At 39.5% G+C, this 26,516-nt stretch carries 24 protein-coding genes, 1 riboswitch and 1 other annotated feature; all 24 genes read right to left on the reverse strand.

The window, feature by feature from the left end; all coding sequences use genetic code 11:
• Positions 1-49: 49 nt before the first annotated feature.
• The gene (locus tag BQ5321_RS21275; protein WP_071396371.1) at positions 50-520 is read right to left on the reverse strand and encodes a glycine/sarcosine/betaine reductase component B subunit; all 471 of its coding nucleotides are present in this window, start codon (positions 518-520) and stop codon (positions 50-52) included.
• A 57-nt stretch (positions 521-577) separates the two neighbouring features.
• Positions 578-1,330, reverse strand: coding sequence for a proline reductase cluster protein PrdD (gene prdD / locus BQ5321_RS21280; RefSeq protein WP_071396372.1), 753 nt, complete (start codon positions 1,328-1,330; stop codon positions 578-580).
• A 96-nt stretch (positions 1,331-1,426) separates the two neighbouring features.
• Positions 1,427-2,149 carry a D-proline reductase (dithiol) protein PrdB gene (gene prdB, locus BQ5321_RS24875; protein WP_084786884.1) on the reverse strand — a complete coding sequence of 241 codons (723 nt, stop codon included), beginning with the start codon at positions 2,147-2,149 and terminating at the stop codon, positions 1,427-1,429.
• A 16-nt stretch (positions 2,150-2,165) separates the two neighbouring features.
• Positions 2,166-2,459, reverse strand: coding sequence for a CBO2463/CBO2479 domain-containing protein (locus tag BQ5321_RS21295; protein ID WP_071396375.1), 294 nt, complete (start codon positions 2,457-2,459; stop codon positions 2,166-2,168).
• Between the two features lie 10 nt (positions 2,460-2,469).
• On the reverse strand, positions 2,470-4,368 hold the full coding sequence (gene prdA, locus BQ5321_RS21300) for a D-proline reductase (dithiol) proprotein PrdA (protein ID WP_071396376.1): 1,899 nt from the start codon (positions 4,366-4,368) through the stop codon (positions 2,470-2,472).
• Between the two features lie 65 nt (positions 4,369-4,433).
• Positions 4,434-5,723 carry a proline reductase-associated electron transfer protein PrdC gene (gene prdC / locus BQ5321_RS21305; RefSeq protein ID WP_187143767.1) on the reverse strand — a complete coding sequence of 430 codons (1,290 nt, stop codon included), beginning with the start codon at positions 5,721-5,723 and terminating at the stop codon, positions 4,434-4,436.
• Positions 5,724-6,145: 422 nt separating this feature from the next.
• Complete coding sequence (locus BQ5321_RS21310) at positions 6,146-7,069, reverse strand: sulfite exporter TauE/SafE family protein (RefSeq protein WP_200798720.1); 924 nt, start codon at positions 7,067-7,069, stop codon at positions 6,146-6,148.
• 166 nt (positions 7,070-7,235) lie between these two features.
• On the reverse strand, positions 7,236-8,330 hold the full coding sequence (locus tag BQ5321_RS21315; protein WP_084786885.1) for a proline racemase family protein: 1,095 nt from the start codon (positions 8,328-8,330) through the stop codon (positions 7,236-7,238).
• A gap of 45 nt (positions 8,331-8,375) precedes the next feature.
• Positions 8,376-8,849, reverse strand: a complete 474-nt coding sequence (locus tag BQ5321_RS21320) for a glycine/sarcosine/betaine reductase component B subunit (protein ID WP_071396379.1) — start codon at positions 8,847-8,849, stop codon at positions 8,376-8,378.
• Between the two features lie 57 nt (positions 8,850-8,906).
• The gene (prdD, locus tag BQ5321_RS21325) at positions 8,907-9,659 is read right to left on the reverse strand and encodes a proline reductase cluster protein PrdD (protein ID WP_071396380.1); all 753 of its coding nucleotides are present in this window, start codon (positions 9,657-9,659) and stop codon (positions 8,907-8,909) included.
• Between the two features lie 174 nt (positions 9,660-9,833).
• The gene (prdB, locus tag BQ5321_RS24880; RefSeq protein ID WP_084786886.1) at positions 9,834-10,613 is read right to left on the reverse strand and encodes a D-proline reductase (dithiol) protein PrdB; all 780 of its coding nucleotides are present in this window, start codon (positions 10,611-10,613) and stop codon (positions 9,834-9,836) included.
• 13 nt (positions 10,614-10,626) lie between these two features.
• On the reverse strand, positions 10,627-12,528 hold the full coding sequence (gene prdA / locus BQ5321_RS21340; protein ID WP_071396383.1) for a D-proline reductase (dithiol) proprotein PrdA: 1,902 nt from the start codon (positions 12,526-12,528) through the stop codon (positions 10,627-10,629).
• 64 nt (positions 12,529-12,592) lie between these two features.
• Complete coding sequence (gene prdC / locus BQ5321_RS21345) at positions 12,593-13,882, reverse strand: proline reductase-associated electron transfer protein PrdC (protein WP_187143768.1); 1,290 nt, start codon at positions 13,880-13,882, stop codon at positions 12,593-12,595.
• Between the two features lie 404 nt (positions 13,883-14,286).
• Entirely contained in the window at positions 14,287-15,726 is a 1,440-nt protein-coding gene (gene proS, locus BQ5321_RS21350) for a proline--tRNA ligase (protein ID WP_071396385.1), read from the reverse strand.
• A 52-nt stretch (positions 15,727-15,778) separates the two neighbouring features.
• Positions 15,779-15,983, reverse strand: a binding site (T-box leader).
• A gap of 195 nt (positions 15,984-16,178) precedes the next feature.
• Positions 16,179-17,729, reverse strand: a complete 1,551-nt coding sequence (guaA, locus tag BQ5321_RS21355) for a glutamine-hydrolyzing GMP synthase (RefSeq protein WP_187143803.1) — start codon at positions 17,727-17,729, stop codon at positions 16,179-16,181.
• A 285-nt stretch (positions 17,730-18,014) separates the two neighbouring features.
• Positions 18,015-18,116: riboswitch (purine riboswitch) on the reverse strand.
• A gap of 32 nt (positions 18,117-18,148) precedes the next feature.
• Positions 18,149-20,335 carry a transglutaminase TgpA family protein gene (locus BQ5321_RS21360; RefSeq protein ID WP_071396386.1) on the reverse strand — a complete coding sequence of 729 codons (2,187 nt, stop codon included), beginning with the start codon at positions 20,333-20,335 and terminating at the stop codon, positions 18,149-18,151.
• Positions 20,332-21,546: a DUF58 domain-containing protein gene (locus BQ5321_RS21365; protein WP_071396387.1), complete on the reverse strand. Its 1,215-nt coding sequence runs from the start codon at positions 21,544-21,546 to the stop codon at positions 20,332-20,334. The genes BQ5321_RS21360 and BQ5321_RS21365 overlap by 4 nt, the downstream gene beginning before the upstream one ends.
• Before the next feature lies 1 nt (position 21,547).
• Entirely contained in the window at positions 21,548-22,501 is a 954-nt protein-coding gene (locus BQ5321_RS21370; protein WP_071396388.1) for an AAA family ATPase, read from the reverse strand.
• Positions 22,502-22,709: 208 nt separating this feature from the next.
• Positions 22,710-23,825: a 3D domain-containing protein gene (locus BQ5321_RS24980; RefSeq protein ID WP_071396389.1), complete on the reverse strand. Its 1,116-nt coding sequence runs from the start codon at positions 23,823-23,825 to the stop codon at positions 22,710-22,712.
• 150 nt (positions 23,826-23,975) lie between these two features.
• Positions 23,976-24,647: a Tad domain-containing protein gene (locus BQ5321_RS21380; protein ID WP_071396390.1), complete on the reverse strand. Its 672-nt coding sequence runs from the start codon at positions 24,645-24,647 to the stop codon at positions 23,976-23,978.
• Positions 24,644-25,054 (reverse strand): pilus assembly protein, encoded by a 411-nt coding sequence (locus tag BQ5321_RS21385; protein WP_234978436.1) that lies wholly within the window; start codon positions 25,052-25,054, stop codon positions 24,644-24,646. Before BQ5321_RS21385 ends, BQ5321_RS21380 begins: the two co-directional genes overlap by 4 nt.
• Positions 25,014-25,484 carry a DUF4234 domain-containing protein gene (locus tag BQ5321_RS21390; RefSeq protein ID WP_071396391.1) on the reverse strand — a complete coding sequence of 157 codons (471 nt, stop codon included), beginning with the start codon at positions 25,482-25,484 and terminating at the stop codon, positions 25,014-25,016. The genes BQ5321_RS21385 and BQ5321_RS21390 overlap by 41 nt, the downstream gene beginning before the upstream one ends.
• Positions 25,474-26,133, reverse strand: coding sequence for a hypothetical protein (locus tag BQ5321_RS21395; protein ID WP_071396392.1), 660 nt, complete (start codon positions 26,131-26,133; stop codon positions 25,474-25,476). The genes BQ5321_RS21390 and BQ5321_RS21395 overlap by 11 nt, the downstream gene beginning before the upstream one ends.
• A complete protein-coding gene (locus BQ5321_RS21400; RefSeq protein ID WP_071396393.1) occupies positions 26,126-26,503 on the reverse strand; it encodes a hypothetical protein in 378 nt (125 codons plus the stop codon). Before BQ5321_RS21400 ends, BQ5321_RS21395 begins: the two co-directional genes overlap by 8 nt.
• Positions 26,504-26,516 lie beyond the last annotated feature (13 nt).

The following is a 26,516-nucleotide window of genomic DNA, read 5'->3' on the forward strand; positions in this document are numbered from 1 at the left end:
GATAACCTCCAAGTTTGAAAGCTCAATGATCTGGGCTTTAACTCAATTATTATTGTTTATCCCGTCTTATTTTCAACTTCAACAACGCCAGTGCTTTTCTTGCGTCCATCTCAACCACGTTGTTTTCGCCTACAACCTCAGTTTCAATACCTTCTACTGATTTATTAAAGTCGACAACTAAATCAGTGAATTCATTTGTCACCACAAACTTTGCCATAGTTCCGATAAACTTTAACCCGACAATACTTATGTTTCGTTTCCCGATTTCTTCCATTGTATTGGCGAAGTCAACATCACTATTTCCCCAGCCATCTGCTGAAATAATAGCGCCTTCTACACGCATCGCTTCAAGCCATGAGGCTGTTCGCTTTCCAACCAAATGTTTGTTATAATTATCCTGGGGTGTTCCGACAATTACGATACCCGCTAAGTCAACATCCTGATCAGAGCTCACCACAGCAGTCAATGGATCTCTAAAATGGTGTAACGATGTTTCTTTTGTAGAGGGTCCAATTCCCATTCATTATCACCAGCCTTCCAAGATTGTTACAAATATCACATTCTAGCTGAAAAATTTTTAAGTTAGTGATCGAAGTGCTCCATCACGATATTCATTTGGCGTTAGGACAACAGGCATATTTCCAATGTCAATGATGGATACTCCACCTTCAATCCCACTTGGTTCCTTCATGTACAATAGATTATCATACATGGCTCCCTGTCCAGCCACTTGCTTTACAATCGCAATCCTTGTTTTATCCCTTTTCACTCGATCATGATACACATGTTTTTCATCTGCATCTTTTCCATTTTTCATTTTTAGAATGTCTCGAATCGGCTGAATAATTGAATCACAAATCTGAAACATCGAAAATGCCAGACTTCTTGTGAAAGAAAGACCTGGTTTTAAGGTTACATCGACGTGTATAATATAGTCATCCTCATTTGGAGTTCCGGCTTTTCCAAGCTTTAACTTCTCTTGTAAAATCCCTTCAGAAGAACCAAATTCATGCATTTGATTTCCTTCTTCATCCCTACCTGTCAGCATGACATAAACACCCGTTAAGGTATGGGTTATCCCTTCACCCAGCTCTCCAAGGACTTTAGCAGAAATAGGCATGATGTCCATAATGGTATTAATCTCAACATTATGTTGTTTTGGTTCAATAATTGATACTGTAAGCTTTGATACTTTATCGAAGCTGCTTTCCAACTTATCATATTGATTAGGAAGGGTTAGGATCCTATTCGATAGATTTACTTTCTGACCGAATACTACCTTCTCTACATGAAAACATTTAATCGTTAAGCTTCTAAGTACATCCTCCATATCTCTCACCCTATATGTTCAAATTCTATTACTCACAAATAACAAAGTTATTTGTGAGTAATAGTTGCCAGTACATGGCATAAAAACATATTTCTATTAGATATGAGCGATATACTCGTAAGGTAAAGGTACAATAGTACCAGCAGTTTGAATGGTCTCAAGCTGTGCTAATGTATCTCTTAATATACCTATTTGCATTTCAATATTATGTGGCTCACCTGCATTTGCACCCATTGGAATTAGTGGTGCTACCGCACGAGGTGTACCATTTTGACGCACTACTGGCGGTAATGCGGCAATTAGAATAGTAGGAATTCCTGCTTGTTCAATAGCTCTCTGCACGATCACGGCAGTTCTGTGACAAGTACCTCAGCCAGCTGTGAGAACAACGGCGTCTACTTGTTCAGCTAATAATTTTGCAGCGATTTCAGGACCTGTTTTATCAGTAAATACTTCCTGATTTCCGCCGCCGCCCATAAATCCAAAGTGCATCGGAGCAACTTCCTTAAATACTCCTTCAGCCTGCAGTTCACGTAAGCGGTCAATCGGGAACATACAGTTGATATCTTTGTTCACATCGGCATTATCATAGCCTCCGTGAGATACCATTAGCTGATCGCTTGGAGAATCTCCAGGAACCTCTCTATAGGTTGTATCCCCTGCTAAATTAAATCTCTTATCAGACTTTAAGTGAACACCTGCCGCTGTAGCTAGAGCAATGCGCATTTCACTTACTGGTTTTGTTACTGGAGTAAATACTGGTTTTGGTGTTACTGGAACGTAAATCTCTGATTGTAAACCTTTAACTACGGTAACCATTTCTCCGACTCCCTTCTTACACGTTTTGTTTTTTTGCTTCTATTTCTTTTCTACGGCGATTTGATTCATTAATTGCATAGACATATTTTTCATCAGGCTCTTCATCAAGTACTTCTGGATAACTCATCATAAAGCCAACCTCTTGACCCATTTGAACATCATACTGAGAAATTAGCATTCTACGAGGAATTTTCAGTTGACCTAAACGGCCTTTTAAATCAATCGTTACACTAGCATCTGTTACTTCAACGATGATTCCTTCATACATTCTTTCAGTTGAAATGTACTTTAATTCATTTAATCTATCCATAAAATCACCCTTAGTTTAACACTGGTTCTTGTTCAGGCTCGTAAATCTCCATACGTTTCTTACTCTTTGGAAGTACTTGTTCATTGTCGACTAATTCTATTTTTCTACCAGTAGCTGTTTCAATGGCTTCAATATTATTTAATTTAACATTTGAATTCCATTTTCTTTCTGCCGGTTTCACTTTTTCTCCGCCAAGAACAGTTTTTAACATAGCAAGCGCACGAATCGCATCCTCTTCACAAAGTGTGTTGTTACCTAGGATTTCGTTTTCAATACCTTGCATGGACTTATTGTTATCAACCATGTTGTTCATATATTTATTACCAACAACAAGTGCTCCCTGAACAGCTGAGTAAGTCATACCAACTACTTCAATACCACGTTTACCGATTTCCTCGATATGGGAAGCAAAATCAATATGGTTATTACCAAAGCCTTCTGTAGTAACGATAGCTCCATCAATATCCATAGCTTCCACCATCATGCCAAGACGTTTTGAAACATAGAATTTTTCAGAGTTAGCTTGTGGTGAACCAACAAACACAACACCTACTAAATCAATTTCTTCGTCTGCCATTGCAGCTTCAACTAATGGTTCTCTGAAATAATGGCGTGAACATTCTTTTGATGCAGGTCCGATACATGTAAGAGCATGGATTCCCCCATCAAGTACTTCAGTTGGTGCTAACATAACAGGTAAGTTACCTAAGTCTACGTTTGGCTTAGCACCTAAAGTACCAACTGGCTCAACAGGCATGATTAAGTTGTCGTGCATAGCTCCTTGACCCATGATTTCTTTAACAATTAATACCTTCTTATTTCCTGGGCGGCGGTACTGCACAATCTCTTCTGTAAATACTGCCAATGAATCGTCAGCTTCTTTTAGAGCCTTACGGATTTCTTCTGTAATAAAGTCTGCTGCTTTATGAGCTGCTAAAGGACCGCTGCGTTCCATGTTTGTACCAGCTTTAATGGTTACCTGTGCTTTAATAAAGATTTCGCCTTTATCAGGAGCACCCGGACGTCCCCACATGATATTTCTGTTAAGTTCACCTTCAGATGATCCAAATTCACCAATTTGTACTCCGTTTGCGTCTGTACCAGTTAAGACCATAACGGCACCATCGATTACTCGTGTAATACCATGACCAAGTTCGCCTTCCTCTTTCGTGGCAATTGGTTGAACATCCATGATGGTTTCGCTATATGTGTCATACATATCAGGTGTAATAATTTCCAATTTCATGTCTTCGACAAGCTCTTCTAAATTCACTGCATCCTTGCAGATTTCTTCTGCATGACGAAGATATAATGTTTTACCTTCAATTTTTGTTGTCTCAGCAAATACTACCTTCTCAATTGGGAAGTATCTCTTTTGTAGACTGCGCATTTTCTTTGCTTCTGCTTGCTTTTCTTCAACTGCTTTAACAGCAGCTTGCTCAGCAGTAGCGCTAACTGTCTCAACTTGTTGAGTTGGGACTATTCTATTAACTCCCTCAACTGTAAGAGGAATTTCGAGACTAATTCCTTTACCTTCTGCAATCGTTAATTTAAGTGTTTGGCCAAATCCTGTTGCTTGTACAGGACTTACCGGTGTAGCTTCTGCTACAGTTACTGGTTCTTCTTTTACTTCTTCTTCTGCTGCTTCTTTTATTTCTTTCACACCATCTAACACATCTGGTGTTAATGGAATAAGAGCATCCAACGTTTTTGTTAATTTTGCTCCAATTGCTTGTTCAATTGTGATATAATTTTCTGGCATTGTTAATAATCCGCTATCTTCAAGATCCGGAAAAAGGGCTGGATCTTCTAGATTATCGGGTTGAATAATGGTTCCTGCTTCTGTTCTACAGCATAGCACTGCAGGGTCTTTGGCATGGTCTTTAGCTGTTTCTACAGTAATGGACATGTTTGTAAGCCTCCTAATAAATAATTTCTTGCTTCATATAGGTAAAGGGTAAAAGTCGATGCAAATTATTTAACGGTGGCTAATTTCCTGTATAGCTTATGACCTGCCGCACGTAATACGTGATCTGTACTATGATAAACCGGAACTCCTAACCTAGGAGCTACACCCATAACGGTGTTCGTTCAATCCTGGCATGTTCCAGTAAGTACAACCTCTGCCCCTGCTTTTTTCATACTAAGGACTTTCTCAGCTTGTCCCGGACAAACTCCCGGCAAACTACATCTATACCTTCCATTAACCTCTACCATTCGTTTGCATCTTTCGGCTGCCACAACTTCTGCACCCATCCCAGTTGCAATTTCTGTCAATCTTTCTTCACTGCCGCCACACTCACACATCAGAATACCTACTTTACGGTTTTCTTGTGGAAATGGCATAGCAACAAGAATCCCACCTGATGTTTTTGTGATTGCTGTGTTTTCTTCTCCATGTCGACCAGTGAACGGTCCGCCAATCACGATTTCACCATGTGGATGAACGTATCCTCCACACTGTTCAATATAATATTTAACTGGCATACCAATAGGTTGATTTAAAAATACCTTTGAACCTGATTGTACACGGCCGGACACGGTTAAATCCTTTTCAATAAACGGCTTGCGCAATTCAATAGCTTCAACCGCATGCTTAATGGTTTCAACGTTTGAAACAATCGCATTCGCAGCAATTGGCAGCTGTCCCGGCTCCAGCGTAACACCTAATAATTCCCTGATAATAACCCGCTCATCACCTGATGGGTACATATCTGGTAAAAACTTCAGTTCAACATCTGGTTCATTTTTGCATGCCTTGCCTAAGGCTATCATTGCCTTTTGATATTTTGTCTTAATGGCGATATAAGCCTTTTTCGCTTTTGTCATTTCCATTAAGTACTTTAAACCCCGAACAATTAACTCAGGATGTTCTTCCATCAATAAAACGTTATGGCCAAGCAATGGTTCACATTCCGCAGCATTTGCGATAATGTAGCCATTATCAACGGTTGTGTTGTATTTCACATGCATCGGGAAACCTGCTCCTCCTGCACCAACAATTCCCGCTTCTTTAATGGCTTCTAAGTAATTATCAGTTTCAGGAATTGGAACAAACTCCTTTGGCTGATTCGGTGCCATTTCAATGACGATTTCATTGTCAGTTATTTCTAAAACTGCTCCTGAAACGCTGGCATGAATATTTGCACCTAATCCCTGTGGAATGGCTATTTTTTGTCCACGTTTTACGATTTCACCGGCATTAATAATCGGCTGACAAGGAGCACCAACATGTTGTTTTAATAGAATATGCACTACTGTCATTTCTTCACCTCCTGACAGCTTCATAATATCACCCGTATCACAAAAAAAATATATAGATTTCGCTGAATTAGTAAGGTTTCACCAATCATTCAATTTTTGGTAATTATTTTGTCACTAAGAAATTGGGGAAACGTTTATAAATAACGGGTTTGCGATAGGTACCCTTCATTAGACAAAATTCGCCTTTATTTGCACTTGTGATGTTATTCACACACCTACATAATTTAGTCAACCATAGGAGTATTCAATGCTTTTCAGCGGATTAATAAATTAATTTTATCAAATAAATTCGCACCCATAAAAAAGACTCGGGGAAGACGACGTAGCCGTCTTCCCCGAGTCTTTTTTATGAAATCTTATCAACTAGTTGTAACAGAATTGGAAAGTTGACAATCCATTAGCCAGCATAAAACTAAATGATATTATGCTCCTTTGTGATACTCAGTTGGTGATGGTGCAACAGGTGTAGCAGCTGGCTTCGCACTTTGCAAAATCATTGTAACAGAAGTATACAATACGACTGCGATGATCAACCAAGTTAATAAAGTTAAATCTAAGCTAGTTACTAAAGTTACAGCAGCAATAACCCCAAGAATACCTCCGATTGTTAAACCAATTGCACCTTTTTTTGAATAACGACTGTATTTAACGAACTCAAAGCTAGCAACTGGCATTAAAGCAGCACATGAAGTCATCATGATTGGGAACGCTACAAGTGGATTTAGACCAAGCATGTAAACTAATGCCATACATGGAGCATATAAGCCAATTCCCGCAGTCATTAGGGCACCAAGAATAAAGTTTCCGATAATAGCTACAACAAGGAGGATACCGCTAAGTCCCATCGCTTCATTACCACGGCCAAGAATATCAAGTACTTTTAATGACTGTAGAGCCATTAGGATTGCAGTAACTGCAAGTGCAATACCCATAACTCTTTGAACCTTTCGTTCAGAAAGCTTTGATACCCATTTCGCACCCAACCACGAACCTAACATGGCTGCTACTACCATTGATATAAGCGTTAGTGCTTCTACTTCAACAACGGTAATAAAGATAACTGCCTCTAAGATAACCGGGATTGTGTGACCAACATTTAATGTACCAGGAAGTAATTCATCATTCTTTAAAAATTTTGTGATTTTAAATCCTAGTGTTGTTGTTGCAAAAGAACCTATACCAAGCGTATCAAGAAAATCTGTCACAAGACCAATTGGATAGGCAATCCAGCCTTTTTCTGGACCAAGGTTCGCCTTATGAGCGAGGAGGTCACGAATAAAGAAAAACCCATACCATAATGCCAAACCAACAAGCACTGTCAAAATCGCTGCAACCACAATAACCATTCCTTTCTATTATAAGATTAACTAATTACCAATTCATAGCGCTCTTTAAACTTTACGGGCAGATGAGCCCCACCACTTTTATAAACTTTGATTCGTAGGATGGGGTCAAACTGTCCGTAATAGGTAGAATATCTATAACTTTCTATGCCTAAGCCTTATGATTTTCTTACTTCAAAGTAAAACCATATTTTAGTGGGTCATCAGGATCAATTAAGAACGTATTATATCCGGTAATATAAGCAGACCCAGTTACTTCTGGAATAATAGCGGCTTGTTCGCCGATTATGGTCTCTTCTACCACACGACCTTTGAATAAAGTACCTAGGATACTTTCGTAGACGAACGGCTCATCAATAGCTAATTCTCCGCGAGCATGTAGGGTTGCCATCTTTGCACTTGTTCCAGTACCACAAGGAGAACGGTCTACTTGACCTTGTCCAAAAATAACCACATTTTTATAAGTTGCCTCAGGATGTGTTGGATCATCAAAGATTTCAATTAAATCTGCGGTTTTAATATGTTCTAAAGTTGGATGCTGAATTTCGATACTGTCATTTACTCGTTGCAGGATATTCATACCAAGCTCAGTTAGTTTTGATGCATTTTCCGGAACAACCCCTAAGCCAAGCTCCTTGGCAGAAATAATGACGAAGAAGCTGCCGCCGAAAGAGATATCGAAGGTTATTTCTCTATCTAATTCCGGAATCCATAATTTTTGATCTCTCTTATATAAGAAAGAAGGGACATTTTTAAAGGATACTTCTTTTACTTTATTGCCGCCCTTGATATAAGCAGTAGCACGAACAAGACCTGCAGCCGTATCAAGTACAACCTGCGCTGTTCTTTGATCAGCAGAAGTTTCTACCATTCCCGTTTCAATGGCTGCAGTAACAGCCGCAATGGTATTATGTCCGCACATATTTAAATAGCCACCGCCGTCCATGAAAATAATTCCAAAATCAGCTTCTGGATGTACCGGAGGAGTTAGGAAGGCTCCAAACATTTCATTGTGACCACGCGGCTCATGCATTAACGCTGTACGCAAATGATCCTGATAATCTATTAAATATTGTCTTTTATCAGCCATTGTTGCCCCAGGAATGTTAGGAAGACCGCCAGTAACAATACGTGCTGCTTCACCTGCTGTATGTGAGTCAATCGCAGTAACCATTCTTGTAACGCCAGTTCTTCTTTCACGAGCTGTCTCAGTAGTAAGCTGATCTTCTCTGTCTATTACTGGAATTAAATCTGAAATTGTCATGGTTATTCCTCCAATTTTGAGAATCTATGATTTAGACCGTGAGCTTTATAATTGCTTATCCCGTCTGATTTTCAGTTTTAACAATGCTAGTGCTTTTCGCGCATCCATTTCATCCACGTTGTTTTCGCCTACAACCTCGGTTTCAATACCTTCTTCTGATTTATTAAAATCAACCACTAAATCAGTAAATTCATTTGTTACCACAAATTTTGCCTGGGTGCCAATAAACTTTAACCCGACAATGCTGATGTTACGTTTACCGATTTCCTCCATTGTGTTGGCGAAGTCCACATCGCTATTTCCCCAGCCATCTGCTGAAATAATAGCTCCTTCTACACGCATCGCTTCAAGCCATGAGGCTGTTCGCTTCCCAACTAGATGCTTGTTATAATTATCTTGGGGTGTTCCGACTATCACGATGCCTGCTAGGTCAACATCCTGATCGGAGCTTACTACCCGGGTCAAGGGATCTCGGAAATGATGCAACGATGTTTCTTTCGTAGATGGTCCAATTCCCATCAATTTTCACCAACCTTTCAAGATTGTTCAGACTATCACATTTAAAATGAAAAATTTTTATGTTAGTGAACGAAGTGCTCCATCACGATATTCATTTGGTGTCAAGACAACAGGCATATTTCCAATGTCGATAATTGATACTCCACCCTCAATTCCGCTTGGTTCTTTCATGTACAGTAGATTATCGTACATAGCTCCCTGTCCAGCCACTTGCTTTACGATCGCAACTCTGGTTTTATCCTTATTCACTCGGTCATGATACACATGCTTTTCATCTGCATCTTTTCCATTTTTCATTTTTAACATGTCTCGAATCGGTTGGATAATTAAATCACAAATTTGAAACATTGAGAATGCTAGACTTCTAGTGAAAGAAAGACCTGGTTTTAAAGTGACATCTACATGAATAATATAGTCTTCTTCATTTGGAGTTCCCGCTTTTCCAAGCTTTAATTTCTCCTTTAAAATTCCCTCAGAAGAACCAAATTCATGCATTTGATTTCCTTCTTCATCGCCGCCTGTCAGCATGACATAAACACCTGTTAAAGTATGTGTAATGCCTTCACCCAGCTCTCCTAAAACCTTAGCGGAAATAGGCATGATATCCATAATTGTATTAATCTCAATATCGTGTTTTTTCGGTTCAATAATCGAGACTGTTAGCTTAGCTACTTTATCAAACTTATTCGAAAATTCAGCATCCACGTCCGGAATTGTCAGCGTTCCATTCGTTAGATTTACTTTCTTTCCAAAGGCAACATTCGTTACATGGAAACATCTAATAGTTAAACTTCTAAGTACATCTTCCATATCTGTCTATCACCCTATATGTTTAAATTTCTGTTAGACTGTCCCAAAAGGCCTCAGGCATTCACATTCACTAACGCATAGTAATACTAACTACAATATTGTGAAGCCTGACACCTTGTCTTTTGGGGACCATTCTACTAGTTAGCAGTTTCTAGGCCTGCAAACACATTTTGATTAGATATGAGCGATATACTCGTAAGGTAGTGGTACAATCGTACCAGCTGTTTGAATGATTTCAAGCTGTGCTAATGAATCTCTTAAAATACCTGTCTGCATTTCAATATTATGCGGTTCACCAGCATTCGCACCCATTGGGATAAGTGGTGCTACAGCACGAGGTGTACCATTTTGACGCACTACCGGTGGTAATGCGGCAATTAGAATAGTTGGAATACCTGCTTCTTCAATAGCTCTCTGCACGATCACGGCAGTTCTGTGGCAAGTACCTCAGCCAGCTGTAAGAAGAACGGCATCTACTTCTTCTGCTTTTAATTTCGCAGCAATTTCTGGACCTGTTTTTGTCGTGAAAACCTCCTGATTTCCACCACCGCCCATAAAACCATAATGTACAGGTGCAACTTCCTTAAAATAACCCGTTGCCTGCAATTCATTTAAGCGATCGATAGGGAACATACAGTTGATATCTTTGTTCACGTCGGCATTATCATAACCACCATGTGATACCATTAATTCATCACTTGGAGTTTCATTAGGGATTTCCCTAAAAGTTGTATCCCCTGCTAAATTAAAGCGCTTATCTGATTTTAAATGAACGCCTGCTGCTGTAGCTAGAGCAATACGCATTTCACTTAATGGCTTAGTTACTGGAGTAAATACTGGCTTAGGCGTTACTGGAACGTAAATCTCTGATTGTAAACCTTTAACTACGGTTACCATTTTGTCGACTCCCTTCCTATACTGTTGTCTATTAGTACTGGATCTTTTGTATAGCATGATAAGCTTTTGCTTAGTTTAATACTGGTTCTTGTTCTGGCTCATAAATTTCTAGACGCTTTTTGCTCTTAGGCAGTACCTGTTCATTATCAACAAGCTCAATTTTTCTGCCTGTAGCGGCTTCGATGGCTTCAATGTTGTTTAGTTTCACATTTGGATTCCACTTTCTTTCAGCCGGTTTTACTTTTTCCCCGCCAAGAACGGTTTTTAGCATCGCAAGAGCACGGATGGCATCTTCTTCGCAAAGGGTGTTATTGCCAAGAATTTCGTTTTCAATTCCCTGCATTGACTTATTATTGTCAACCATATGGTTCATGTATTTATTTCCAACAACAAGTGCTCCTTGAACAGCAGAATAGGATACGCCAACTACCTCAACACCGCGTTTTCCGACTTCCTCAATATGGGAAGCAAAATCTACGTGATTGTTTCCAAATCCTTCTGTTGTCACGATTGCTCCATCAATATCCATCGCTTCAACCATCATACCTAAGCGCTTGGACACATAGAATTTATCTGAGTTTGCTTGTGGTGAGCCGACAAATACCACACCCACTAGGTCAATTTCTTCATCTGCCATTGCCGCTTCAACTAATGGCTCTCTGAAGTAATGACGTGAACATTCTTTTGATGCAGGTCCAATACATGTAAGTGCATGGATTCCACCATCAAGCACCTCTGTTGGCGCTAACATAACCGGTAAGTTACCTAAGTCAACGTTTGGCTTCGCACCAAGTGTACCTACAGGCTCAACAGGCATGATTAAGTTATCGTGCATCGCCCCTTGTCCCATGATTTCCTTCACAATTAGGACCTTCTTGTTTCCTGGACGGCGGTATTGCACGATTTCCTCAGATAGAATCGCAAGAGAACTATCTGCTTGTTTAAGCGCTTTCCTGATCTCGTCTGTGATGTAATCAGCTGCTTTATGAGCAGAAAGAGGACCGCTACGCTCCATGTTTGTACCCGCTTTAATGGTAACTTGCGTTTTAATGAAGATTTCACCTTTTTCAGGACAGCTTGGACGTCCCCACATAATGTTTTTATTTAATTCACCTTCAGAGGATCCAAATTCACCAATTTGTACCCCGTTTGCATCTGTACCAGTTAATACCATAACAACGCCATCAATTACACGAGTAATTCCGTGGCCAAGTTCGCCCTCTTCCTTCGTTGCAATAGGCTGAACGTCCATAATGGTTTCACTGTATGTGTCATACATATCCGGTGTAATAATTTCCAATTTAATATCTTCCACTAGCTCTTCTAGTTTCACAGCTTCCATACAAATCTCTTCAGGATGACGCAAAACTAATGTAGTACCATCAATTTTTGTTTCATCACCAAAGACTACTTTATTGATTGGGAAGTATGTCTTTTGCAGGCTACGAATTCTTCTTGCTTTAGCTTGCTTATCTTCAGCTTGAACTGCTGGTTGTTCTACAGGTGTTGCAGCACTGACAGCCTCCACTTGTTGAGTCTGAACGACTTGCTTAACACCTTCCACTGTGAGAGGAATTTCCAGACTAATTCCTTTACCTTCTGCAATCGTTAATTTAATTGTTTGGCCAACTCCTGTTGCTTGTACAGGAGCGACTGGAGCAGCTTCTGTTACAGCTACTGCTTCCACTTTTTCTTCTACAACTTCTTCGTTGGCAGCTTCTTTCACACCATCTAACACATCTGGTGTTAGCGGAATAAGTGCATCCAACGTTTTTGTTAATTTCGCTCCAATTGCTTGTTCAATTGTGATATAATTATCGGGCATTGTTAGTAACCCACTATCTTCAAGATCCGGAAAAAGGGCTGGATCTTCTAGATTATCGGGTTGAATAATGGTTCCTGCTTCTGTTCTACAGCATAACACTGCAGGGTCTTTGGCATGGTCTTTAGCTGTTTCTACAGTAATGGACATATAATAAACCTCCTAATAAATAATTGTTTGCTTCATTTAAGTAAAGGGTAAAAGTTGATGCAAATTATTTAACGGTGGCTAATTTCCTGTATAGCTTATGACCTGCCGCACGTAATACGTGATCTGTACTATGATAAACCGGAACTCCTAACCTAGGAGCTACACCCATAACGGTGTTTGTTCAATCCTGGCACGTTCCTGTAAGTACAACTTCTGCCCCTGCTTTTTTCATGCTAAGGACTTTTTCAGCTTGTCCCGGGCATACTCCCGGCAAACTACATCTATACCTTCCGTTAACCTCAACCATTCGTTTGCATCTTTCGGCTGCCACGACTTCTGCACCCATCCCAGTTGCAATTTCAGTCAATCTTTCTTCACTGCCGCCACATTCACACATCAGAATACCAACTTTGCGGCTTTCCTGAGGGAAGGGCATGGCAACAAGAATTCCACCAGATGTTTTGGTAATTGGTGTTTTTTCTTCTCCCTGTCGACCTGTAAACGGTCCACCAATCACGATTTCTCCATGTGGTTCTATGTATCCATCGCACTGTTCAATATAGTATTTAACCGGCATACCAATAGGTTGATTTAAAAATACCTTTGTACCTGATTGTATCCGGCCAGACACGGTTAAATCTTTTTCAATAAACGGCTTGCGTAATTCAATAGCTTCAACCGCATGCTTAATGGTTTCAACGTTCGAAACAATCGCATTCGCAGCAATTGGCAGCTGCCCTGGTTCCAGCGTAACGCCTAATAATTCCCTGATAATAACCCGCTCATCACCTGATGGATACATATCGGGTAAATACTTCAGTTCAACATCTGGCTCGTCTTTACATGCTTTTCCTAACGCAACCATCGCTTTTTGATACTTTGTCTTAATGGCAATATAAGCCTTTTTCGCTTTTGTTATTCCCATTAAATATTTTAAGCCTCGAACAATCAGTTCTGGTTGGTCTTCCATTAATTTGACATTATGGCTTAATAATGGTTCGCATTCCGCTGCATTTGCAATGATGTATCCATCCTCAACAATTGAGTTATATTTCACATGCATTGGGAAGCCTGCCCCTCCTGCACCAACAATTCCTGCTTCTTTGATCGCTTCTAAATGATTATCAGTTTGTGGGATTGGGACGAAGTCTTTAGGCTGATTCGGTGCCATTTCGATTACAATTTCACTATCTGCAATCTCTAGTACAGCTCCTGACACACTGGAATGAATATTCGCTCCCAAGCCATCGGGAATGGCAATCAACTGTCCTCTCTGAACGATTTCACCAGCATTGACAATTGGCTGACAAGGAGCACCAACATGTTGTTTTAATAAAATATGAATGATCGTCATCCTATCACCTCCTTACTACGGATTCATCATATCACCAGAATTAGGAAAAAAGTATAGGGTTTATCACGATTATTATAGATTTCATCAATCATTCAAATTTTGGTAAATGTTTTGTCACTAGGAAGTGGGGAAATGTTGATAAATCAAGGGTTTGAGGGGTTATTTATAAATAACAGGAGGTGTTCTTAATAAAGAATGTGATATTATACACAAACCATCACAATGTATTCAACCATAGTTATCTCATAGGTATTTTCGACGGATTTATACAGATTAATTTATTATTTAGATATTTCTATATAACGCACAACGGATTATTCTAAAGGGCAGTATCCCTTTACTAGCTGACTTCTGCCCTTTAGAGTTTCCGCGGTCATTATTTAATATCATTTTTATTCAAACGCTTAGTACGCTCTTGCCCAATGAACAATTTTAGTAGCTGGCTTTCCACAGTGTGGACAAACCTTATCTTTCACTGGTTCACTATTGTATTCAAAAGACATACATCTTGCGGTAGCTGTTGTATCTTCTTTTACCTTTTCTTCACATGTACCATCTTCACACCATGGTGTTACAGCAAATCCACCTTGTTTAATTCGAGCTTCAAACACTTCTCTGTCTTCTGTGTACTCTGTTTTTGCATCTGCTCGCTTTTTAGCACTTTCAAATAAGTTAGTTTGAATATCTTCTAGTAACGCTGAAATTTTCGCATCTAGATTATCTAGTGATAAGGTGATCTTCTCGCCTGTATCACGTCGAACAGCGATTATTTGATTTTGACTGATATCTCGTGGTCCTACCTCAATTCGAATTGGAATTCCCTTCATCTCAGACTCATTAAACTTCCAGCCAGGCTGTTTATCACTGTCATCCAGTTTGATACGGAAATCCGCTTCCTTTAGCTGATCGTGAAGCTGGTATGCAAAATCCATTACACCTGGTTTATTTTGTGCAATTGGTACAATAATTAATTGAGTAGGTGCTACTCTTGGAGGAAGCACAAGACCTCGGTCATCACTGTGGACCATGATAAGCCCGCCAATCGTACGTGTTGTCATACCCCAGGATGTTTGATATACATGCTGTAGTTCACCGTTTCTATCAGTAAACCTGATATCAAAGGCTTTAGCGAAATTATTTCCTAGGTTATGAGATGTAGCAATCTGCAATGCTTTTCCATCATACATTAATGTTTCTAGCGTATAAGTATTAGCAGCCCCTGCAAAACGTTCATTTGCAGTTTTTACACCGCGAACAACCGGAATCGCCAGCAGCTGTTCACACGCTTCTGCATAGATTTCTAGCATTTGCCTTGTCTCTACCTCTGCATCCTCGATGGTTTCATGGCAAGTATGACCCTCCTGCCACAAGAACTCGGTTGTACGTAGAAACGGACGAGTTGTTTTTTCCCAGCGGACAACGTTAACCCACTGATTATAGAGCTTCGGAAGATCACGATAGGATTGAATAATGTTTTTATAATGTTCTGCAAATAAAACTTCTGAAGTTGGGCGAATGGCCAGCCTTTCTGCTAATTGATTTTGTCCACCCTGTGTTACCCAGGCCACTTCCGGAGCAAAGCCTTCAACGTGCTCAGCTTCTCTCATCAGTAAGCTTTCTGGAATTAGAAGCGGCATACATACATTTTCATGACCTGTTTCTTTAAACCTATTATCAAGAAAGCGTTGGATATTTTCCCAAAGTGCATATCCTGTGGGACGGATAATCATACATCCTTTAACGCTTGAATAATCAGCTAATTCAGCTTTCCTAACGACATCTGTATACCATTGAGCAAAATCCACATCACGCTTAGTAATATCTTTAACAAAATCCTGGCTCACATTTTTCACCTCAAAGATAGTTTTTATTATACAAAAAAAGCATTTACTTTTTAACAGGGACCATTACTGGCGGTACCACCCTGTTTTAAAGCAATGCTTTACACTCATCATGATAATGGTTCTTAACCATGCGCTATTAAACGCAGAACTCCAAGGCAGGTTCAAGGGATCATTCACGTGAAAATCTTTCAGCTAATGATTTTCTCTCTATCTTTGTAAATGATTGAATCTCTACTAGTCCTTTTCATCGTTCGATATTGATATTTGAAAATAGTATATCAATCTAATTTCCTTACTGTCAACGAGCAAATATCCGATTGGGAAATTTTGCACGTATATCTATTGAATTATTATTATCAATAAACTTTCTCTATATTTTTACCAGCAAGCTAAATAAAAAGCATCACTGTTTCCCCAAAATCGGAGACACAGTAATGCCGTTTTACATGTTTTTATTCCCACTCAATGGTTGCAGGTGGCTTACTTGTTATATCATAAACAACCCGGTTGACGTGGGCTACTTCGTTGACAATTCGTGTTGAAATGGTTTCAAGTACATCCCAAGGAATACGGGCCCAATCCGATGTCATTCCGTCAATTGATGTAACGGCACGAATACCAATTGTGTAGTCATACGTACGGGCATCTCCCATAACACCTACACTACGGATATCAGGCAGAACTGTGAAGTATTGCCAAATTTCGCGTTCCAGGCCAGCCTTCCTAATTTCTTCACGTAAAATATAATCTGATTCACGAACAATTTCCAGCTTATCCTCCGAAATAGCACCTAACACTCGAATACCAAGCCCTGGACCAGGGAATGGCTGCCTCCAGACAATCTCATCCGGTATGCCAAGCTCTGTTCCTAAAGCACGAACTTCGTCCTTAAATAATGTATTTAATGGCTCGATTAGCTTAAACTGCATGTCCTCAGGCAGTCCACCAACATTATGATGCGATTTAATCGTTTGCGCAGTTGCTGTACCACTCTCAATAATATCAGTATATAAGGTTCCCTGAGCCAGAAAATCAATTCCCTCAAGCTTTGTGGCTTCATCATCGAACACATATATGAACTCATTTCCGATAATTTTGCGTTTTTTCTCTGGATCGCTCACGCCCTCTAATTTAGACAGAAAACGCTCTTTTGCCTCTACTTTAATAACATTCATATTAAAACCATCCGCAAAGGTCTTCATAACACTATCCGCTTCGCCTTTACGTAAAAGACCATGATCGACAAAAATACACGTTAATTGGTCACCAATTGCCTTATGAATTAAAACGGCTACTACTGAAGAATCCACACCACCGCTAAGCGCACATAACACTTTTTTATTGCCAACTGTCTGGCGAATTTTCTCCAATTCAATTTCGATAAAGTTTTCCATCGACCAATCGCCTTTACAGCCACAGACAGAGAAAACGAAATTCTTTAGAATTTCAGAGCCATAGACAGAATGCTGTACTTCAGGATGGAATTGTACAGCGTATAAATTACGCTGTTCATCACTCATTGAGGTAATCGGACATGAAGGGCTTGTTGCATCAATTCTAAAGCCTTCAGGCGCCTCAACCACTAGGTCACCATGGCTCATCCAGACAACCTGCTCTGTAGGAAGATCCCCGAACAGCTTTGATTGATTTTGCACCAATATATTGGCTTTTCCATATTCACGTTGCTTTGCTGGTTCAACCTTGCCATTAAAATGCTTCGTCATTAACTGCATACCATAGCAAATCCCCAAAATTGGCAGACCAAGCTCAAAAATCGCTTCGTCACAGCCAAAGGCATTCGCATCATACACACTATTAGGACCACCAGAGAAAATAATCCCCTTCGGATTCATTTGTTTAATTTCCTCTGCGGTAATCGTATGCGGATGAAGTTCACTGTACACCCCGAACTCCCTGATTCTTCTTGTAATTAGCTGATTATATTGACTTCCAAAGTCAAGTACGATAACCATTTCCTGATTATCAAGCAATGCTTTCCCCATCAGTCTTTTCACCTCATTATTTATTGTCATACTGTTAGTCTTCTCTATTAACTATATATCCCCACATCAAAAATAAAAATAAATATTATTCTAATATGAAATCTTTCTTTCACATAAGGCTGTGTTAAACTTGGATGTTGATTTTCGTTCCAGGCACTTCGCTTTCTGCAGGAGTCTTCGTGCCTTCCACTACAATCAACCTGCAAAAAACAACACTCTACTTGAACAGAGCTTTACATAAAAAAGGAATTCCCCTCCCATACATAGAAGGCAGAATTCCTAAAAGATCTAGTTCCCTGTCTTCATAGTCAAATCATTTACGGTGATCTGGTAGAAACTCTCGAACCATATTATCGAATTTATATGAAGTATCAAATTATTAGTATGAATGTTATTGTACCAACAGGTTATTTTTTAGGTCAAGACATTGTCCTTTTAATTAAATTTTCCCACAATTCTTTCATTTCACTCCAAGTCCCTTTTGGAAGGTGTTTTCCATAAAGATATTGTTCATACCGCTCCGTTAATGTGCCCATCTCAACGGATTCATATCGTTCATCAATCATCTTTGCATAGTCTCTTAATGTCTGCCCCGTCCTTCTGGCCATACCGCACCGTCGCAGCTGCCTTAATAAGATAGCATAGGCAGTGATAAAGTCAGCATCGTCCTCTTTTGACTTATATTTTCGAATATAATAGATAGGCAACCACCGAGAACGAGTATGATAAACGTAAAATACGATTAACAGGAGCAACAAAGCCAAAAGTATCAGCCACATTATATTAGCCGTCAGGGCTTCCTCCACATTATTCCTGGCAGTAGATATTGAACCAACTTTGTCTTCCTTTTTCTTTTGCACCTTCTCTTCCGGCTCGTTTGCATCCTGCTGAACCTGCTCCTCCTGTTGTTCTGGCTGTATAGTCGTTTCGCTAGGTTCTATTTCTTCCTCTTCTACTGATTGGTCAGTAGAATGAGTAAATCCCGGTGTTGGTTCAAATGGTACCCAGCCTACCTGTGGAAAAAACACTTCAACCCAGGAATGAGCATTATTATTCGTGATTTCATATTTATATAAATCACCCTCCATGCCCTTATATCTGCCTTCTGTGTATCCTTTCACCCATCTTGCTGGAATATCAATTGACCGTAATAACACCACCATTGAAGTAGAGAAATTATCACAGTATCCCTGCATCGTATCAAATAAAAATTGATCGACATAATCCATGTCTTCACCAGGTATTGCTACATCCTGTAAGGAATATGAATAATCACTTGTTTTTAAGTATTTCTCAACTGCTTTAACTTTATCGTAGAAGCCTGTCTCAGCCTTCGTAATTTTCTCAGCCAGTTCCTTCACCCGTTTGGGAAGTTGGTCTGGAAGCTGTGTATAGCGAGCTATTAAGTTAGGACTTATATTTGTGTGATGATACTGTATAGACTGCAGTAGCTTTTCATTGTAATTCCCAGTTACATATGTGACTGTGTAGCTGTCCAATGGAACGGTCTGCGACCCAATAACAGAATATATTTTCTCAATCGTTGGGTCTATTTCATATGAATAATTGCCCATTGTTTGAACGTTTTTGAGACCAAGCGGATACACAACATGATCATACTCTTTTACCTGCATGACTTTGCTTGTCTGAACATCTGCTTCATCCTCGATATTTACAAACGATGTAATCGGGATATCATTGTTCTTCCAAAGCCTAATGCGTCTGTTACCCTCCTCCGATTGAATCCAGCCTTTACCGGTGTACACATCCTTTGTCTCCACCTTCCAATAATGCGGAGCTTCAACGATTGTTTGGTAAACAACTGAAGAGTCACCTGTAATCGAGCCACCTAATTGTGTGTCATCCTCACCATAGCCGACCGTTTTTGCTGTTCCGAGTCCATTGAATACCTTAAGATACGGAATGGGATCAGGCCAAATCGGACCGAACTTTGGAAGAGAAAAACCGAGGAATGCACTGAATAATACCATAATAGATAACCATAATGCCCATTTACGAATAACAGTCCTTTCTATTCTCAGCCTTTCCTTGCTAGAATAACGCTGAAAGGTAAGGATTCCTACCATTAAAAATCCAATTAATATAATACGTACAATGGCACCGCTGGCATCATAGGGTGTAAATGTATCAAGAAAAGTGATATAGACAAGTGTCATAAAGAAAAAGATAAAAATTTGTTTTCTTTTAAAAAGCCAATATTCCAGTAGATAGACCATCATCCACAATAATATAAAAAAGGCTAAGCTTCTATAGAGGTGTGATAATTCCAGCCAATTCCCATTGAATACATCTAGAGTATTTGTTTTGATCTCTTCGATAAAAATGGGAATCCACCTGAATTGCAGGATGCTTTCTTCAAAATAAAGCGAATGAAGCAGGTAGATCATAACCGCTATTTTTAACAAAATACTAGCAAAAAGAGGTGTCTGTAGAATGAACAGCAGTAAACAGACAAGAATAAACAAAATAAAGACTCCGACTGCAGCTGTTTCCGACAAAGCATTAATCGGCCAAATCCATTCCAGCAACATTAAAAAGCCTAAAGAATAAAGTAATATTGAGGTTATGTCCTTCCATTTGCTCACCCTCTGCTCACCTCCAGCGGGCCGGCAGAAAAGCGCTCCTTGTAGACAAATGTGACTTTGATGCCATATTTATGTGCTGTTAATTTAGTAGCCTGTTCGAAGGCCGTAATAGCCTCTCCTGTATCTTTAATGATAAAAATGGATACGGGACACCTTCTTGCGGTTAACCTACTCGCTGCCTCTATAAGCTGGCTAGTTAACTGAGCCGTCACCAGTACATAGCTAACCTTATGCTGCAGTAAAAAGCTGTCAGTACTTAGTACTCTATCAAATGCAACAGGGGCATCATCCTTAACTTTGGCCAGAGAGTAGAACAAAAGCTGTCTGCAGACTGCCCCGCCTTGAATGGGAATAACTCTCCTATCGTTGTCTATAGCTAAAAAACCGATATGAGAGCCTGTCTGGAGTACCGCTTGCCCCAGAGAAGCTGTAAATGACACAATCATTTCAAAGTGAGGATCCTTTATACAGTCCATAACGATAACCATATCGTCAGACTGAAGCTGTTCAAACTCCTTTGTTACCATCCCTTCACGCTTGGCGGATGCCTTCCAGTTTATCCAAGAAAGTCGATCACCCGGTTGATATTCACGGATGCCCCCAACCATTGATACCTCTGTTGGGGTTACATTATTCGAGGATCTAATCCCCTGCTCATAGTTATATCCCGACTCAAAGATTAATTTTTCATAGGCTGGGTGTACTAAAATCATTTCACTTAACTCAAACCGCTTCTCTTTTTCTATTAATCCAAGAAAATCGCTCGTGAAAATCCTTACAGCCTGTAGATGATGCTCTCCTCTTGGGAGCTTTGAAATCTTATACTCATATATCCATTCTTTTTTAAATCCCGGGAAAAGAATTACTTTATATTTATTTTCCTGCACAGCCTTTCCAAGCGCCTCACTCAAGCAATCTTCTATGATGATAAATAAGAGCGGAAAAGCTCGATCTCTTTTTAAGGTTATTTTTACTATAAGCGCTTCATTTGCATAGTATTCCCATCGCGTCAGGCTTCTTTCAATCGAAAAATCCTCTAAGGAGTAAAAGGTAAGAAATATAGCATAGAAGAAAAAAGGGAGAAAGCTGTATAATAAAAACCAACTGACAAACCCGCCTTGAAACATGGCGTAAGAAAATGCGATGATCATTAACATTAGCAAAACGAAGAGCTTCCAGACATATTTTATCCACTGGAAGGTACCACCCATTTCAGACCACCCTCTGAACGGGAACTGGAATTTTCTCGATGATATCCTTTAAAATATCCTCCCTCGAGACTCCCATGAACGTCGCTTCAGACAAGAGAATTATTCTGTGTGTAAATACAGCACTCACTAAGTATTGAATATCATCAGGAATCACATAATCACGTCCATACATAAACGCATAGACCTGAGCAGCTTTCATTAAAGCAATTGAGCCACGCGGGCTAACCCCCATATATACCCGATCGTGGTTTCTAGTTTGATTGGCAATCTCAACAATATAGCGCTTCATTGTTTCATCGACATGGACACGTTTAATTTGGTTCTGCAGCTCCCGTAATTCCTGTAATCCAATGACCGGCTTGATGTCCTCTATCGGCGGCTTCTGCTGAACCCGGTTTAATACCTCAATCTCTTCGTCCTGATCAGGGTAGCCCATTCGCATTTTCAATAGAAAACGGTCCAGCTGGGCTTCTGGAAGCGGATAGGTGCCTTCATAATCGGTGGGATTCTGCGTAGCCATCACAAAGAATGGCTTCTCTAACCGATGCGTTACCCCGTCTATTGTAATGCTCGCCTCCTCCATTGCTTCCAAGAGGGCAGATTGCGTTTTCGGTGAAGTTCGATTAATTTCATCAGCCAAAATGATATTCGCCATGAGAGGGCCTGGAATGAATTGAAACTCCATTTCCTTTGGGTTATAGATGGAAACCCCTGTCACATCCGATGGCAGCAAATCAGGTGTAAATTGTATTCGTTTAAAGTTTGCCCCTACTGACTTTGCCAAGGCCCTTACCATCATTGTTTTACCGACACCAGGTACGTCCTCCAGCAGCACATGACCCTCTGCCAGTAACGCAACTAAACTTAATTCAGCAACATTTCGCTTCCCAATCATTACTTTTTCAATATTATACAAGATCCTCTCTACAATTGGGTTCATGACAACGTTTGTCATGCTCTCCCCTCCCACCCTTGTCTAGATAAAGTAACCCTAATAGGTTAATGCTTTACAATAAATTCGCTCTATTCTGTAAATTGTATCTACTCACAGTTTAATATTTTTGTAAAATAATTGCAAAAGATTGAGATACAGGCTTTTTCGTACTAAAAAAAGGCTTGAATCACAACATTGCTTCGTAATGTGATTCAAGCCTTTTACTCTATTAATCTAAGATGATTACTTTTACTGTTTTTCTTCCCCATACCATGCATTCTGCATTAGTTGGCATCAGTACATCTATTTTATGCCCTTTGATTGCTCCACCGGTATCACCGGCAATCGCCTCACCGTAGCCTTCGACCCATACTCGTGAGCCTAATGGAATAACAGCCGGATCAACTGCGATTAATTTCATATTAGGGTTCTGTCTAATATTAATTCCGGTCGCTGTCAGGCCTGTAGCCGACCCTTCATGACTATAAGCAGTCGCAGTTACATACATCTCTTTACCGTTATTTGTTGCAACATTATTATTTACTGGAGTTGTTTCAGTTTGCTTTGCAATATTATTTGTTCTTGTAAGCGCTTCCTGCTGATCGTTAGCCAAGCTAGTCTGAGCTTTACTTAATTGAGCTTGAATGGCTGCGTTCTCTTCTTCGGCAAGTGTGATAGCATTTACAACCGACTGATACTTTTCCTGTGCAGAGGCTAAAACATCCTGTCTTTTTTGCAGGTTTTCCTCTAAAAGAGTCTGATTTGTAGCAAGTGCTACATACTGTTCCTGCAACAGCTGCTCTTGTTCAGCTATATTTGCCTTCTCATTTTCTATCATTTTTAAGTCACTTTGCTGCTGTTCAAGCAGACTTTTATCTGCACTTAAGATGGTTGAAACGGCCGTCGCCCGCTGAACAAACTCTGACAATGACTGAGAGTTTATTAATATCTCAATGACTAAGCTGGCTTGGTCATTATGCTGCAATGAAACGAGTCGTTCCTGCATAACCCCTTTTCTCGCTAGCACTTTATCCTCTAAAACAACAATTTCTTCTTTCTTCTGTTCAATGATTTGCTTTGTTTCAGAAACTTTTTGTTCTATATTGGTCATTTCTTCCTTATTGCTTGTAATCTCATCCTCTAGTGCTTGTAATTCACCTTGAAGATTATTAACCTCTTGTAAAAGGCTCTCTTTCTCAGCTTGTTTTTGCTTGATTAACTCAGCATTTTGCTGTATTTGAGCCTCGCTATGTACTTGACTTGTTTCTGCATTTGCCATAATCGTTGTCGAAAGTAAAATAATACTTGTTAATGATGCGGCAACGATTTTTTTAAAGAAACGCATAAGACAACCCCTTTCTCACTATTATTTATAACATACGGAAAGGGGTCTTTTGATTACAGGAGTATTACATTATCGAGTCAATTCTTTAAAATATCAGGAAATTAGAGGAAAAAACCTAGTAATTTTACCAAATTTATGTCGTTTTTTGTATTAATTGTATATTTTTTCCAAATATTCCAGTGTTGGTCCGTAACCGATTTGTGGTATATCACTTAATAAAGAGGACATAAAGCTTTCATCTGAAATTGACTCAAATAGGACGGCTGATTTTACCTCAATACGCCAATGCTCTCTGGAAAGACTCAATTCTGTCCTTTCTGCTCTGGCTTGATTATCCGTAATAACTGACATTACAGCCGGCGAGAAAAGGTATACAGTATCAGAGCTCGATAGTCCGAGGCTTTGCTTTAGCTCTTTTTTTAAGAAAGGATGGCCTTCGATTCTTTCAGGAAGAACCTTATTTACGGCCATTATATACGAGTCTCCTTCGTCCAACCCTCGTGCAAGGAATTTTCCCATTTCTTGTTGTATTAATTCCTCTATACTTTTACCAGAATCTGTTATTCTTTGAACCTCTCTATCTGCCAAATATAACGGATCTATCGTCGGCCTTGTATCAAACCTATTCACTGCTTCTTTTGTTTTATCCAGCAGTACAGCAGTACCAGCAAGCGCCGCCTGTTCAACGGCGAGATTCGCCTGTTCCTTAACTACATAGACCTTTACAATATTAACTGTGAGGATAAATATGACCGCCACAATTCCCAAAAGCCAGAGCATAAAAATAGCTGCATTCCCGTTTTCGTTTTTGAGATGCTTCATGGCAAAAGCAGCACCTTGCCATGTGCTTCCTGCTCGATATCTATCGCAGCCTTTTGCTTCCATTTATCCGGAAGAAAGGTTAAATAGTGATCCGTATATAGTACTAATGTGAAATCACCATTGGCAGCATACTGCGGGACTAGATTTCTATATTTAATCACTGAGCTGCTGCCTAATGTCTCTTTCGCCGCTTCAATCGAATCATCTAAATCATTCGTTGCGGCAAACGTTTTGGCAGCATCATTGACAGCTGTTTTGGCCGTAAAAATCGCATATCCTGTCCCGACAACCTGCCAAAGCAGGAGAAAAAACATGAAAAAGAAAGGCAAAATCCCAAGGAATTCAAAGCTGATTGCACCTTTTTCACTATGCAAGTGCTTTCTTAAGCTTAACATCCTGCCCGTCATTCCTGCTCCCCTCCAATCGATTCATTTTAAATTGAAGGTACCAAATATGAAAAAGAACCAATAACCAAGAACTAAACACCGCATCCTCGTACCTGTCTTGTAGGATGTCCTTCATTCTAAACACAGAGTAATACAGCAAGCCAAGAAAATAGAAGGACATAATCATGTCAAACGAAGATAACAAAGCAAGACCATAAGACGTTAACAAGATTGGTCCGATAAAATGATAGATAAAAGAAAGACCAAGAAGAATCGTAAATAGCCACCATAATTTAATCGGAATGTGGCTTCCTTTTTCGATTTTCTTTAAGGTGCTTCGTTCTTTTAAAAACCAATACCCAAGGTAAACCCCTAACGTTACAATAGTTAAAAGGATAACAACTGCTACATGTACTTGTTTAAACCTTCGTTCCATTACCTTACTTTCCATACACTTCACCCAAATCATCTCGATATTTAATCGTTAAATAAAAATAAATAAGTGGAAAAAATAGCGCGTTTAATAATACCCGTACGGTAATATAAACTAAACTATTATTCTCAAAGTTTGCTAATAAATAAAGCGATCCTGACCACACTAAAAGATTTAATGACAGCACAATAAAAATATCTAGCAGAATGGAAATATGCTCCTTTTTCACGACCCGCCAAATTCCTTTAAAGGCTTCGAGAATAGTATGTTTGTCACAAAATAATGGTATGAGAAAAATGACCATGATGGATAATATGGTTGGAATAAATAGAAAGAATGAACCAAGCGCACCAATCATAAAAAAGAGGATGGTAATAAAGGACATATAGCCAAAATTCCGAAAGAACACCTTTACCATATCGATTAAATGACACGGTTGATCCTGCAAATCCCGTGAGGCCAGGTAGAAAAAAGGCGGAAATAATGCTGTAAAATTAATTATGATTAAAAAAAGTGCAATTAGGTTAACCATTTCTACTGTATCAATCACATAAAAATATTGAATGGCTGTAAAAATAAAAAAACTAATAGGAATGACCAATACAAGATTGAATAATAATATTGTCACTATATTTCTATTTAAAATATCACTTATATCCCTAATCATGTTCTTTCCCCTGTTTCCATTTCACAATTTTCACCCATAGGAACGTTACAGAAAGCGACACTAGTGTATTTCGCACGAGTCCCTGGTTAATATCCATCGGGTCAGCAAACACCATAATATCCAGTACAGTCACGGCAAAGAATAAATTCAATACCGTTAATGTCAGGCTGGAAAGATAGCTTGCTATATATGGAGTTTCAGGGTTCCATATTGGTGACAAAACTCCCGTAAGAATATAACAAACTGCATATAAGACCGTTATGGTAAAGGCGACATTATTTATATTGGAAAATCCCAATAAGAAGGAAGCAGCAATAAACGTAAAGATGACTACTCCCATCGTTTTTAATAACCCCATTAATCGAAACATGTTTTCCCCCGCT

It is taken from the genome of Bacillus tuaregi, from assembly GCF_900104575.1.
Lineage (GTDB): Bacteria > Bacillota > Bacilli > Bacillales > Cytobacillaceae > Bacillus_BD > Bacillus_BD tuaregi.

Excerpts from the sequence above, each read along its gene's own strand:
- BQ5321_RS21275 (WP_071396371.1), bottom strand. The coding sequence starts at position 520 with ATGGGAATTGGACCCTCTACAAAAGAAACATCGTTACACCATTTTAGA.
- prdD (WP_071396372.1), bottom strand. The coding sequence starts at position 1,330 with ATGGAGGATGTACTTAGAAGCTTAACGATTAAATGTTTTCATGTAGAG.
- BQ5321_RS21295 (WP_071396375.1), bottom strand. The coding sequence starts at position 2,459 with ATGGATAGATTAAATGAATTAAAGTACATTTCAACTGAAAGAATGTAT.
- prdA (WP_071396376.1), bottom strand. The coding sequence starts at position 4,368 with ATGTCCATTACTGTAGAAACAGCTAAAGACCATGCCAAAGACCCTGCA.
- BQ5321_RS21310 (WP_200798720.1), bottom strand. The coding sequence starts at position 7,069 with ATGGTTATTGTGGTTGCAGCGATTTTGACAGTGCTTGTTGGTTTGGCA.
- BQ5321_RS21315 (WP_084786885.1), bottom strand. The coding sequence starts at position 8,330 with ATGACAATTTCAGATTTAATTCCAGTAATAGACAGAGAAGATCAGCTT.
- BQ5321_RS21320 (WP_071396379.1), bottom strand. The coding sequence starts at position 8,849 with ATGGGAATTGGACCATCTACGAAAGAAACATCGTTGCATCATTTCCGA.
- prdD (WP_071396380.1), bottom strand. The coding sequence starts at position 9,659 with ATGGAAGATGTACTTAGAAGTTTAACTATTAGATGTTTCCATGTAACG.
- prdA (WP_071396383.1), bottom strand. The coding sequence starts at position 12,528 with ATGTCCATTACTGTAGAAACAGCTAAAGACCATGCCAAAGACCCTGCA.
- guaA (WP_187143803.1), bottom strand. The coding sequence starts at position 17,729 with ATGGGGAAAGCATTGCTTGATAATCAGGAAATGGTTATCGTACTTGAC.
- BQ5321_RS21365 (WP_071396387.1), bottom strand. The coding sequence starts at position 21,546 with ATGGGTGGTACCTTCCAGTGGATAAAATATGTCTGGAAGCTCTTCGTT.
- BQ5321_RS21370 (WP_071396388.1), bottom strand. The coding sequence starts at position 22,501 with ATGACAAACGTTGTCATGAACCCAATTGTAGAGAGGATCTTGTATAAT.
- BQ5321_RS24980 (WP_071396389.1), bottom strand. The coding sequence starts at position 23,825 with ATGCGTTTCTTTAAAAAAATCGTTGCCGCATCATTAACAAGTATTATT.
- BQ5321_RS21380 (WP_071396390.1), bottom strand. The coding sequence starts at position 24,647 with ATGAAGCATCTCAAAAACGAAAACGGGAATGCAGCTATTTTTATGCTC.
- BQ5321_RS21385 (WP_234978436.1), bottom strand. The coding sequence starts at position 25,054 with ATGACGGGCAGGATGTTAAGCTTAAGAAAGCACTTGCATAGTGAAAAA.
- BQ5321_RS21390 (WP_071396391.1), bottom strand. The coding sequence starts at position 25,484 with ATGGAAAGTAAGGTAATGGAACGAAGGTTTAAACAAGTACATGTAGCA.
- BQ5321_RS21395 (WP_071396392.1), bottom strand. The coding sequence starts at position 26,133 with ATGATTAGGGATATAAGTGATATTTTAAATAGAAATATAGTGACAATA.
- BQ5321_RS21400 (WP_071396393.1), bottom strand. The coding sequence starts at position 26,503 with ATGTTTCGATTAATGGGGTTATTAAAAACGATGGGAGTAGTCATCTTT.